11 protein-coding genes are annotated in these 12217 nt (G+C 69.5%); 1 reads left to right on the top strand and 10 read right to left on the bottom strand.

Translation table 11 applies throughout. From position 1 onward, the window contains the following. Positions 1 to 261 precede the first annotated feature (261 nt). From ACIBSW_RS22680 to ACIBSW_RS22665, 4 genes are all read right to left on the bottom strand, one after another. The gene (locus ACIBSW_RS22680; RefSeq protein ID WP_354726603.1) at positions 262 to 606 is read right to left on the bottom strand and encodes an STAS domain-containing protein; all 345 of its coding nucleotides are present in this window, start codon (positions 604 to 606) and stop codon (positions 262 to 264) included. A 129-nt stretch (positions 607 to 735) separates the two neighbouring features. Further along, positions 736 to 2949, bottom strand: a complete 2214-nt coding sequence (gene tkt / locus ACIBSW_RS22675) for a transketolase (RefSeq protein WP_354726605.1) — start codon at positions 2947 to 2949, stop codon at positions 736 to 738. Positions 2950 to 3440: 491 nt separating this feature from the next. After that, positions 3441 to 4166, bottom strand: a complete 726-nt coding sequence (locus ACIBSW_RS22670; protein WP_354726607.1) for a GAF and ANTAR domain-containing protein — start codon at positions 4164 to 4166, stop codon at positions 3441 to 3443. A 37-nt stretch (positions 4167 to 4203) separates the two neighbouring features. Beyond that, entirely contained in the window at positions 4204 to 4917 is a 714-nt protein-coding gene (locus ACIBSW_RS22665) for a GAF domain-containing protein (protein ID WP_354726609.1), read from the bottom strand. Between the two features lie 280 nt (positions 4918 to 5197). Between ACIBSW_RS22665 and ACIBSW_RS22660 the strand changes: the two genes are divergently transcribed. Further along, a complete protein-coding gene (locus ACIBSW_RS22660) occupies positions 5198 to 5593 on the top strand; it encodes a hypothetical protein (protein WP_354726611.1) in 396 nt (131 codons plus the stop codon). A 13-nt stretch (positions 5594 to 5606) separates the two neighbouring features. On the opposite strand, the gene ACIBSW_RS22655 is transcribed toward ACIBSW_RS22660, so the two are convergent. From ACIBSW_RS22655 to ACIBSW_RS22630, 6 genes are all read right to left on the bottom strand, one after another. Next, on the bottom strand, positions 5607 to 6629 hold the full coding sequence (locus tag ACIBSW_RS22655; RefSeq protein ID WP_354726613.1) for an acyl-CoA desaturase: 1023 nt from the start codon (positions 6627 to 6629) through the stop codon (positions 5607 to 5609). Next, positions 6626 to 7411, bottom strand: a complete 786-nt coding sequence (locus tag ACIBSW_RS22650) for a MerR family transcriptional regulator (RefSeq protein WP_354726615.1) — start codon at positions 7409 to 7411, stop codon at positions 6626 to 6628. The genes ACIBSW_RS22655 and ACIBSW_RS22650 overlap by 4 nt, the downstream gene beginning before the upstream one ends. 118 nt (positions 7412 to 7529) lie before the next feature. Next, entirely contained in the window at positions 7530 to 8762 is a 1233-nt protein-coding gene (locus ACIBSW_RS22645; RefSeq protein WP_354726617.1) for an alpha/beta fold hydrolase, read from the bottom strand. Positions 8763 to 8802: 40 nt separating this feature from the next. After that, positions 8803 to 9006, bottom strand: coding sequence for a hypothetical protein (locus ACIBSW_RS22640; RefSeq protein WP_354726619.1), 204 nt, complete (start codon positions 9004 to 9006; stop codon positions 8803 to 8805). 129 nt (positions 9007 to 9135) lie between these two features. Beyond that, a complete protein-coding gene (locus tag ACIBSW_RS22635; RefSeq protein ID WP_354726621.1) occupies positions 9136 to 10428 on the bottom strand; it encodes a PP2C family protein-serine/threonine phosphatase in 1293 nt (430 codons plus the stop codon). Positions 10429 to 10524: 96 nt separating this feature from the next. Beyond that, on the bottom strand, positions 10525 to 12153 hold the full coding sequence (locus tag ACIBSW_RS22630) for a methyl-accepting chemotaxis protein (protein ID WP_354726623.1): 1629 nt from the start codon (positions 12151 to 12153) through the stop codon (positions 10525 to 10527). Positions 12154 to 12217 lie beyond the last annotated feature (64 nt).

The raw sequence follows: 12217 nt of genomic DNA, 5'->3' as shown, positions 1-12217 counted from the left end.
TGCTGTTGATCCACGACGCGCAAACCGTCGTGGCCGGGCTGGCCCTGGTCCCGGGGCCCGTCACCCGACAGGTGCTCCGCCTAGTCACCTCGGTCGCACCGGCACTGCTCGCCCGGCCCGACGCCGACCCGAAACCGCCCCGGACCAACTCCTGTCCCCGCTGCACCGCTTCCTCGCATCTACGTCGCCTTTCCAGCACACCGAGACCCGCTGGCGTCAGCTACTGGTTGCCGGCCACGGAACCGGGGCGTCGTGAGCAGCTCAGCCGAGCATGCCGTGGCACACAGTGATGGTTCTCATCATGTCGGCCGCCGCCAGCATCAGGCGGGTCATGGGTCCTGGCCGGCAGACGACGAGGGACGAGCTTCGTGGCAGACGATCGTGTGCCTGGATCAGGAAATCGGTGAGTTCAGGCCCCTCATTGGTGACCCCGGCGAGGTCGATGAAGACGCTCCTCGGCGACCCCTCCGACAATCGGCGGACAGCATCGGTCAGGGCGGGCGCCGCCGCGGTGTCGACATCGCCGATGATCCGGACGTCGGCGCGGGAGCTGCCCGGCAATGTCGTCACCGCGATGACGCAATGGTGTGTGAGTGACCGGCTCATCGGCCCGCCTCCAACGCGGAAGAATCGTGCGCCGGGGTCCAGGGCAGCGTCCCCGTTGGGTCCGCATGCGCGAGCCTACCCCCGGTGGATTCCATCGGCATCCGATGTCCATGGTCAGCGCCGCCTGCATCAGGCAGGGCGATCGCCGGTGCCACCGGTGGCAGGGGTGGCGGTCTGCTGGGCGCCACCGGGACGCACGGCACCGGCGGTATCCGCGATGCTGCCCCGGGCCGCCTCGGCCACCGCCTCGGCGGTGATCCCGAACTCGCGGTAGAGCCGTTGGTAGTCGGCGGATGCGCCGAAGTGTTCGAGGCTGATGATCCGCCCGGCGTCGCCGACGATCTCCCGCCAGCCCTGCCCGACGCCGGACTCCACACTGACGCGCGCACGCACCGCCGGCGGGAGCACGTCGTCGCGGTAGGCCAGGGATTGCCCAGCGAACCATTCCCGGCACGGCATGGACACCACACGCACGGACCGGCCCTCGGCGGCGAGCATCGCCCGGGCGTCAAGCGCGATCTGCACCTCGGAGCCGGTCGCCACCAGAATGACGTCCGGCTCGCCACGGTCGCCGGCGAGGACGTAACCGCCGCGGGCGGCACCGTCCGCGGACGCGTACTCACCGGTCCCCCGGTCGAGGACGGGCAGATTCTGGCGGGTCAGGACCAGCCCGGCGGGGCGGTCGGTGTGTTCCAGGATCGTGCGCCAACACGCCGTGGTCTCGTTGGCGTCGCCCGGCCGGACGACGTCCAGGCCGGGGATGGCGCGCAGCGCGGCCAGGTGCTCGACCGGCTGGTGGGTGGGACCGTCCTCGCCGAGGCCGATCGAGTCGTGCGTCCATACATAGGTCGCGGGCAACTGCATCAGCGCCGCGAGGCGTACCGCCGGGCGCATGTAATCGCTGAACACCAGGAACGTGCCGCCGTAAGGGCGGGTCAGGCTCTGCAGGGCGATGCCGTTGAGGATCGCACCCATGGCGTGTTCGCGGATGCCGAAGTGCAGGGTGCGACCGTAGGGTCCGCCGGCCCACGCCCCAGTCTGCCGGTCGGCCGGGATGAACGACGGTTCGCCGGCCATGGTGGTGTTGTTGCTCTCGGCCAGGTCGGCGGAGCCTCCCCAGAGCTCCGGCAGGACCGGTGCGAGCGCGCTGAGGATCTCACCGGAGGCCTTGCGCGTCGCCATCCCCTTCGGGTCTGGGGCGAAGGTGGGCAGCGCGGCGGTCCAGTCCGCGGGCAGGTGCTGCTTCTGGAGCCGGTCGAGCAGTGCGGCCCGCTCCGGGTTGCCCGTCCGCCAGGCCTCGAATCCCGAGGACCACTGCCGGCGTACGGCGGAGCCACGGTTGACGGCCGCCCGGGTGTGTTCCAGCACCTCGTCCGGCACCGCGAAGGTGGCATTCGGGTCGAAGCCGAGCAGTGTCTTGGTGGCGGCGATCTCATCAGCGCCGAGCGCGGACCCGTGTGCCTTGCCGGTGTTCCGCTTGGTCGGCGCGGGCCAGCCGATGATCGTGCGTAGCAGGATCAGTGACGGGCGCCCGGTCTCCGCCTTCGCCGCCCGGGTGGCGGCGAGCAGCGCGTCGACGTCCTCGCGATACTCTCCGGTGCTGGTCCAGTCGACAGTCTGCACCTGCCAGCCGTACGCGGCGTACCGGGCTGCGACGTCCTCGCTGAACGAGATGTCGGTGTCGTCCTCGATCGAGATGTGGTTGGCGTCGTAGAACAGCACCAGGTTGCCCAGTTGCTGGTGACCGGCCAGCGAACTGGCCTCCGCCGTAACACCCTCCATCAGATCGCCGTCAGACGCGACGACGTACACATGGTGGTCGAACGGGCTGTCGCCCGGCGCCGCGTCCGGGTCGAGCAGGCCACGCTCGCGGCGGGCCGCGAGGGCCATCCCGACGGCACTGGCCAGACCCTGACCGAGCGGCCCGGTAGTGATCTCCACACCGCGGGTGTGCCGGAACTCGGGATGCCCCGGCGTCGCGGAGCCCCAGGTGCGCAGGGCCTGCAGGTCGGAGAGCTCGAGGCCGTAACCGTGGAGATAGAGCTGGATGTACAGGGTCAGGCTCGAGTGTCCACAGGACAGCACGAACCGGTCCCGGCCCAGCCACTGGTCATCGTTCGGGTCGTGCCGCATGACGTCGTGGAAAAGCAGGTAGGCCAGCGGCGCCAGACTCATCGCCATGCCGGGGTGGCCGTTGCCGACCTTCTGGACCGCGTCGGCGGCGAGCAGCCGGGCGGTGTCCACGGCCCGGACGTCCACCGCGGTCCAACCGGCCTCGCCGGCGACAGGGGACGACACCTGGCGCCTGCCGGACAGGTGGTTGTGGTTGTTGAGCGAGCTCATAGTCGGCGCTTTCCGTTGATGTCGATCGGCCGGACCGGCCGTATGCCGTCTGTTCCTTGCGCCCGGTCGAGCAATGAAGACGCAGCAGCCGCTGAGGATGGGTGGCATTCTTCGCAACCGGTCTACGTTGGGGCCGCCGACGCGTCCTTTACTACCTCGCTGGGTGCCCGACGCCGCCGTGGATAAACCGCAATTGGAACGTCCGCACGTGCGGAGCGTCACCTCGAGCGGATCACCTCCGACGGGTGTCCGGACACCTCCGCCTGAGCTCAGGTGTGCGCCGCGCGGATCTCGCCCGCCCGGTGCCGGGCGGTACGGTTGCCACCCCGCGACCATGATCGCAGCGAGCAGCGCAAGCAGGACCGATGGCCGCGGGTCTGACACGCACGCGATCAGCACGAGCAGAACGCCGGTGCCCGCAAGGCCGATCCCGAGCACCGCGCGGGTGCCGGTGGAGAGGTGGTCATCCGTGCCGCGCACGACGCCCTATGTCAGCTGATGTTGAGGAAGGCGCCCCGGTCGGTGACGATGGTGTGTGCGACGTCGGTGAGCTTCTTGTTGTTGCCCCGGGCGTAGGCGCGGATGCGGGTGAATGCCTCATCGACGCTGATCCGGTGTGCTTGAGCGACGGCACCCTTGGCCTGTTCGATCACGATCCGGCTGTTCAAGGCGCCCTGTAACTGCTCGGTCAGGACTTCGCCGCGGTGGATGGCGCGTTCCTGCAGCAACGCGATGGCAGCGACGTCCGCGAGGGCCTGCACGATCGGCACGTCCTCGTCGTCGAAGTCGCCGCCTTCGGTGTCGCCGAAGACGTTCAGCGCCCCGATGGTCTGGCTGCGCAGCCGCATCGGGAAGGCGTGTACGGACTGGAATCCGGTGGCGGTGGCGCGGGGGGCGAACAGCGGCCACCGGGGGGAGGCTTCGCCGAGGTTCACGTTGATGACGGGCTGCGCGGTGCGGAACGCTTCCAGGCAGGGCCCCTCGTGGGTTTGCAGCTGGAACAATTCCAGGAGTTTGACGTTCTCGTTGGAACCCGCCATGAACTCCAGGCGGCCGTTCTTATCGGCCAGGAGCAGCCCGACGGCGGCGGCGCCGACCAGATCGGTGGTCCGGTCGGTGAGCATGTGCAGGAACTCGAGCAGGTCGAACTCGTCGACCAGCGTGTCGGCGACCTCGACGAAGATCGACGCCAGCCGCTCGGCGGAAACGGTGGTCATGCCTGCCTCCCGGCATCAGTGCGTGGACTCACCACGGTCATGGGAGATCTCGGTCGAACTGCAGCCTGCGGGCCACGACGTCACGGGCGACATCACCCAGGCCACGGTTCTCGGCGTAGGCGTAGGCCCTCATCCTTGCCATGGCCGCACTGATTGTCCCCCCGATCTGCACCATCACCATGCCCTGGGCCTGGAACAATTCCGCCCGATAACCGACCGCATCTGCCAGGCCGTCGTCGATGTCGTCGCCGGCGGCTTCGTGCCGGTCGAGCAGGGCCTCCATGGTGATGTCGGCGAAGGTCAGCGCGTCGTTGAGCTGATCATCCGACAGTGCACCGGGGTGCTCGCGGAAAACGTCCAGGACACCCAGACGGGCGGCGCCCATCTGCAGCGGGAACGCGAACACCGCCCGGACTCCGCCGGCGTGAGCGGCGGGACCGTACATCGGCCAGCGGGCCGCCGCGTCAACGGCGAGGTCGGGGATCAGGACCGGGCGGCGCGAATCGAAGGCATCGATGCAGGGACCCTCACCGAGGACGAACTGGAGCTCCTCGATCCGCTCAGTGTGCGGGTCCGAGGCCGCGCAGACCCCACGTACACCGTCGTCGGTCAACACGCTGATCCCGGTCCCCGACGCCGACAACGTCCGGGCAGCGGTCTGACACACGCGCTGCAGGAAGCCGGTGGTGCCGTCAGAAGGGCCTGGCCGCGCCGCGATGAGGTTCCTGATCGCGGTGACACGGTCAGCCACGACGTTGCCCCGAGCAGAACAGGGGGTCGGCCCGCCGGCACGGCAACGTCATAGAAGATCGGGAATGAGGAGCGGGCACGGCTTCACCTCTGCGGCGGACGAAGTGACCGCCGAGGGCCTGGGCAGTAAGGCCGGTTGATCCGGTCCTTGTGGAAGCCTACTCGCGTGACACACTCCAGCTGCCAGACAACCACGCCAGGGGTATGGTGAGTGATACGGCTCCGGTGGTGGGGCCGTTGCCCCGGACCCGGCATGTTGCACGCCACACAAGGCGGAAATCATGTCCCCTGACTCCGACGGCACCTTCCAGGCATCCGATCACGGTCTGACAGTTACCGCTCGCGCCACGGCCGGCAAAGAACGGCGCGCCCACGTGTGCCTGACGGGTGACATCGATCTGGCGGCGTCCGCCGTGCTTTCCGCGACCATCGACTGGCTGACCGCGCTGGCCCCGGTCAGCGTGCTGGTGGACCTCGCCGACGTCACCTTTGCCTGTTCGACGCTACCGAACTTCGTCGTGCGAATCCGTCGGGCGGTGCCCGACGGCACTGAACTCGTTCTGTGGCGGGCCAGGCCGGCGACCGGGTGGGTGCTACGGGTTACCGACATGGCGACCATCGCCACTCTCCGCGGCGAGGCCGCACGGCCACACTGTCGAGTTGCGGCGCGGTCCTGAGCAGCGCGCCGGCTTATCGTGTCGCGCGCAACGGGGCGCCGACCTCATGCAAGTGGCGCAGCGCCTGGCGGTACGAGTCGATCAGACTGGTCTTCTCGTAGGCGACTTCGAGCTGCGCACAGTAGGCCTCGACGATCGGCTGCGCCATTTTCAGATTCGGTGTGGGCATCGCGGGGAACAGGTGGTGCTCGATCTGGTAGTTCAGGCCGCCCAGCGCGGCGTCGGTCAGCCAGCCGCCGGTGACATTGCGGGAGGGCAGCACCTGCTTACGCAGGTAGTCCTCGTCGCCGGTCGGGTGCGGCATCCCCTTGTGGTTCGGCGCGAAGGTCATGCCCAGGTACACGCCGAACACCGCATGGTGCACGACGAAGAACGCGAGCGCCTGCGGCGGGGACAGCACCATCAGCAGCGCGGTGACATAGGCGACGAGGTGCAGGGCCATCAGGCCGGCTTCCAGGCCGCGACGCTTCATCCCGGGACGCCGCAGCGCCTTGATGCTGGAGATTCGCAGGTCGATGCTGAGCAGCGTCAGCAGCGGAAAGAACAGCCCAGCCTGGTGCCGGGTGATGAAGCCTTTCAGCCCGCGCCGGCCCCACGCCGACTCGGTGGCCCAGATCAAGACCTCGGGCGCGACGTCGGGGTCGAGATCGTCGTGGTTGGGATTGTTGTGGTGTCGGGTGTGCTTGTCCATCCACCAGCCGTAGCTCATCCCGACCGCGACATTCGCCACGACCCGCCCCACCCGTTCGCTGGGCTTCTTCGTGCGGAACACCTGCCGGTGTGCCAGGTCATGCGCCACGAGAGCCACCTGGGAGAACGCGATTCCCACAAACACCGCGACGGCGAGGGTCCACCAGGACGAGCCGATCAAGAAGAACGCCGTCCATCCGCCCAGAAGCATCACGGTCACGACACCCATCCGTACGGCGTAGTACGCGGGGCGTCGTTCCAGCAGTCCGGCCTCGACGATGCGCCGGTTCAGCTCGGCGAAGTCGCTACCGGCCGCCATTCTCGGCCGCTCGGCAATGGCTGTCATGACGCCCCTGTCATCGAGCCCTCTTCAACATGGCCCGGGCGGGTCGAGACCGCCTTCGGCTGTGTCAGCGGCGGGGTGTGGCCTTCGAGTACGGCGAGCGCCAGTACCAGTGCGGTACTCAAATCAGTGGCTCGTACCGCCTGCGGCGGAAGTTCGGCGGGGCTCCAGCCCGGACCGGCCGCGATCATCGTGCTGGTCGGGTGGGCCTCGAGCACGATGGCGATCTGTGCCGGGTCGGCGGTCTCCCGGCTCTGCGACCAGATGACAACCACCGGCGGACGCAGTCGGATGGCGGCGTTGGCCAAGGCGTACGGCGGTACCCGTGCGCCCAGCACGCAACATGAGGCGCCGGATTCCTGAAGGGCCGCGACCAAGGCTTCCAGAGGGAACACCTGGACTTCCTCGTCGGCGCAGGCCAGGAGAACGGAGGGCGGGGACAGGCGGGGCGGTCGCCGGGCAGCGGACAGCGCCTTCATCGCGGACTGCACGTAGATGCGTTCGGATACCACGCGCTGGTCGTGGTCGTCGGTCTGTGATCCAAGGTAATGCCACACCGGCTGGACGAGCTGCTCCCAGGTCGACACCACTCCGATGTCGTCGATGGAGGCCTGCACCGTCCGGACCATGAGATCGGTGTCGAGGTCGGTCGCGGCGCGGGCCAGGCGGCGAGCATCCGGACTGAAAAGACTCACCGGCTCGTGCCCGCCGAGGCGGTGGGAATCAGGCCGACGGGCACGTTCCGAGCAGCCGAACACTTCGGCGGGTGCATGGTTTGAGGGCATCGCTGGCTCCCGAGGGACACATTGCACGAGGTGATGTGCCGCCGGGGACTGGGACGACCGAGTAACACGAGTTTAAACGCTGCCATGGGTGCGCGCACGGATCCCCCGCCGCGCGACCTCAGCTTGGTAACCGTCGGGCGATCTCCGCCCAGACGATCTTTCCGGTACGGCCGGCCCAGGCGACCGGCCGGCTGCCCCATCGACGTGCGGTGGCGGAGACCAGGACGAGCCCGCGTCCGCCCGGCACGGCGCGGGCGATGGGTTCGAGACGCGGTGGCCGCTGGTCGGTATCGGTGACTTCGATCAGGACGGCGTCCTCCTTGAGGCGCAAGCGCAGCTCGCCCCCGTCGTCGGTGTGCCGGGTCACGTTCTCCACAAGTTCCGTGGTGACCAGCAGTACGTCATCGGTTCGATCAGTCAGGTCCCAATCGCGGAGAGCCCGCTCGGCCAGACGCCGGGCCTGGGCAGCCGGAGTGGTGTGCGTCAACAGCATCCGATGATCTTCCGACCCATCCATCAATCGCGGGCCGGCGCCGACGGCCGAGGTGGCATTGCCGGCGATGTGCCGCATGGCGAAGGCAAAGGCCTGCGTGGCGACCACCTTGCCCGCGGTCGTCACGGCATTGTGTGCGGCGTCTGGGATCTCGCCGGTTTCGCCGGTCCGGGCCAGCGTCGCCGCGCGGGTGATCCAGTCGCTGGGGGCGATGGGGTCGCGTTGGCCGCGCAGGAACAGGATCGGTGCGTCCACGAGCGGGATACGGCGTTCCATGTGGTGGAGGACGGCGTGTTGCAGCGTACGCAGGATGCGTCGCGGTCCGGCATCGCGGACATCGGCGGCGAGCATGGGTATCTGGTACGGGTCCTCGCTGAGCAGGTCGTGCGCCCAGCGGCGGATCTGAGCACCAGCGGTCGGTGCGGCGGGGTCGACGGTCGGGCCGACCAGGACGAGCAAGGCAACCAGGTCGGGCCGCCGGATCGCGAGCTCCACGGCAACCTGACAGCCGAACGAGTTACCCAACACGTGTGCGCCGGTGACATCGGCGGAGTCCATCCAGGCGGCGACGACCTCAGCGTGTTGCTCGGTGGTCAGCACCCGGGCCGGCTTGTCGGAGAGACCGAAGCCAGGTAGATCAGGGACGAAGACCGAGCCGGGCAATGCGGCAGCGGTGGGCATGAGGTACCGGTGCGAGACCGCCAGTCCATGCAGCAGAACCCATGGTGGTGCCGGGTTGCCGGAATCGAGGCGCTGCCGGATGTGCAGGCGCAGGTCGAGGGCCTGCGCCGTCATGCTCGTGAACCCGTCGGCCGGTCGAGGAGCGGCGCGGGTCAGGTACCGCTGGGCGGGGTTCATGCGAACGGTACGGAGTAGGTGCATGTCGGCGTCTACGCCGTCAGCGTCCCATGGCGAACCGGCGGCGCTTCGGCTGCCGCCCGAAGTGTCCTTGCAGTGCGTCTGCGCCCCGCCGGAGCAGCCGCGTACCGCGCCCCGGGCCGCGGCGGGCCTCTACCAGGTCGCTGAGCTTGCCGGCGCCGGCCGCGGCCAGCGGGATGGCGACCGCCATCACGACGGAGCGCCAGATCAGGTTGTAGAACATGCGGGTCTCCTCGACGCTCGGTGGCTACTGCCTTCAATGTGCCCCGTCGTCGCAGGGGCTAAGCATGCCCTGGCCTGCGGCTTCGGTGAGCGATCGATTCGGGCGGCCGGGCTTCGAGGCCGACTGCGGTCAGCCCGCCGGCCTAGGCGGGTGGCCTTCTTGTCCTGAGTGCGGCGTGCTGGCCCGGTGGGGGTCGGCGCCGGCGGCGGTGTGACGGGTGTCGCCGTGTCCGCCGTACCAGTCGAGGACCACTAGACAGGCGTCGTCGGGGAGGACGGGTCCGGCCGCTTCGATGACGAGGTCGGCGAGTACGCGGACGAGTTCCCTGGGGTGTAGATCGCTCAGGTGCTGCAGTCGAGTGGGTAGGTCGAGACCGGCGGCGCCTCGTTCCAGCATGCCGTCGGTGACCAGCACGAGGCGGTCGCCGGGCCGAAGCTCGACCTCGGTGGCCCGGAAGCTCTTGTCGCGCAGGACGCCGAAGGGCCGGTTGACGAGCAGCGTCAGGGGCTCCACAGCTCCGTCGCGTACCAGCAGTGGGACGGGGTGCCCGGCGTCGACGACCGCGAGGATTCCTGTGCGCAGATCGAGGCGGCCGAGGATTCCGGTGACGAAGGGGGACCGATCCGGGGCGTTGTCCAGGAGCGCCTCGTTCGCCGCTTGGGCCTGTTCGAGCAGATCACCGCTGCGGCGGCGGGTGTTGCGGAGGCCGCTGACGCACAGGGTCGCGGCGAGCGCGCTGTGGACGCCGTGACCCACGGCGTCCGTGATGCTCAGATGCAGGAGGTCACGGGCGAGGCTGTAGTCGAAGGTGTCCCCGCCGATACTGGCCGCCGGTTCCAGCCACGCGGCCAGGGTGAACGAGTCGGCTTCACAGGTGAACGACTCCGGCAACAGGCGTCGTTGTATCTCCGCGGCAAGGGTGAACGGTGTCGTTCGTTGGCCCCATTCGAACAGATCCGTGTGCCGACGATTGGCGATCACCACGAATGCCAGGGTGTGCGCCGCCCGCGACACCCTGTGCGCAGTCGCGTCGGACGGGTCGGTGGGCAGAGCGATCTCCAGCAGACCGATGGCCTCCCCGCGCTGGGTGACCGGCGCCCTCACCACGAACTGATCACCGACCCTGTCGACGAGCGGGTGTTGCGCGCGTAGTGCCTGCTCCTGAGGGCCGCCGTCGAAGGGCTGCACGACGGCGACGTCCTCGTCCTGCCGCCGCGCGCCGGGCACGTCACCGATCGGGACATGGACCAGACGTACCAAAGCGCGACCGCTCATGTCCGCCACGAGAAACGACACCCACAACGCGCCGAGGCTGACCCCGATCGAGCGGGTCACCGCCTCCACGGCGTCGACCGGAGCGGCTTTCTCCACGGCGAGTAGTACGTCGTCGAGATCCACACCATTAGTCCCGCTCTCGGTCACCGACGGAGCATAGACGCGATGGACGCACAGCAGCAGGCAGACAGATCCGTACAATGCTCGGCCGCACCGGGTGATCCACTTCCCGGCCCGGACCGGTCAGATGGTGAAGCGTGAGACCAGGACCTTGAGGTCGCCGGACATCTGCGCGACCTGCTCGGCCGCGGCGTGCGTCTCGATGACGCCGCCGCCGGCGACCTGGCTGGCCCCGGCGACCGTCGCGACGTTGGCGGCGATGCCGGCGGAGGCGCCCGCGGCCTCGCTGACGCTGCGGTTCATCTCCTCGCTCGTGGCGGTCTGCTCCTCGACCGCGGACGCGATGGTCGTCTGGTAGTCGCTGATCTGGCCGATGATGGCGGTGATGCCGGCGATGGCCTCGACGGCCTTGCCGGTGTCGCGCTGGATCGCCTCGACCCGGCCGGCGATGTCCTCGGTGGAGCGGGCGGTCTCCTGCGCCAGCTCCTTGACCTCGGTGGCCACCACGGCGAAGCCCTTGCCCGACTCGCCGGCGCGGGCGGCCTCGATGGTGGCGTTGAGGGCGAGCAGGTTGGTCTGCCCGGCGATCGCGGTGATCGCCTTCACCACGTCGCTGATCTGCGCCGAGGACTCGCCGAGCTGGGCCACGACGGCGGTGGTCGACTCGGCGACCGCGACGGCCTGCGCGGCGACGCCCGCCGCCTGCCCGGCGTTCAGCGAGATCTCCCGGATGGAGGCGCCCATCTGCTCGCTCGCCGCGGCGAGGGCGGAGACGTTCTCCGAGACGTTGCCCGCGGCCCGCGCCACGGCCTCGGCCTCGTTGCCGACCTGGTCGACGCCGCCGGCGATGGTCGACGACACCTCGGTCAGGTGCCGGGCGGAGGACGCGAGGTCGCCCGCCGCGGTGTCGAGCTCGCGGATCGTCGTACGCATGCTGTCGGTCGCGTGGTTGAGCGCCAGCCCCATCCGGCCGATCTCGTCGCGGGAGGTGACCTCGACCTGTTGGGTCAGGTCGCCCGCGCTGACCCGGCTCAGCACGGCCGCCATCTGCTTGATCGAACGGACGCTGCCGCGGATCACCAGCCAGGCCGCGCCGAACGCGAACAGCAGGCCGGCGGCGAGCAGGCCGATGACGAACATCCGGTTGGTCCGGTACGAGGCCTCGGCCGCCTCGGCCCGCTGTGCGGCCAGCGCGGTCTCGTCGTTGATCAGCGAGGTGATGACCGCGCCGGACTGGGTCAGCGCGGGCCACAGTTCACCGAACCGGGCGAGGTACACCTGCGCCTGACCGGCCTGCGCGGCCGGCAGCAGCGTGCCGTCGCGCTCCGCGCGGAAGCCGGTCAGCGACTTCTTGACCTGGGCGACGCGCGGGTCGGCGCCGAGCCCGCCCAGCTCCGCGTACGTCGCGAGGGCCTTGTCCTGCACCGCGTCCTCGGCCCGGATCTGCTGGATCTTGGCGGAGACCGCGTCGGCGCCCTTCGCCGACGGCAGGGTGGTCAGGCCGAGGAAGCTGCGCAGCGCCGAGGCCCGCAGCGACTCCAGCGCGCTCGAGGGCAGCAGGGCGTGCTGGTAGGTGGCGCGGGCGACCGCGTTGGCCCGCTGCTGCGCGACCAGGCCGCTCCAGCCGACACCGAGCGCGGTCGCCGCGAGCAGCGCGAGGACGACGAAGAACTTGGCGGCCAGCGGGAGGTCGGCCGGCCTGAAGCGCCGCGCGCCAGCAGGCGCAGAGGAATCGTCGAGCCGGTGTCGCATGGGAGTCGCCCCTCTGGCAGTCGAAACGCGCGGCCGCGCCGGCCGTGCGGACGCCAACATCGGC

Source organism: Actinoplanes sp. NPDC049668 (genome assembly GCF_044465445.1).
GTDB lineage: Bacteria > Actinomycetota > Actinomycetes > Mycobacteriales > Micromonosporaceae > Actinoplanes.
This window is presented reverse-complemented; position numbering and strand designations above follow the sequence as displayed.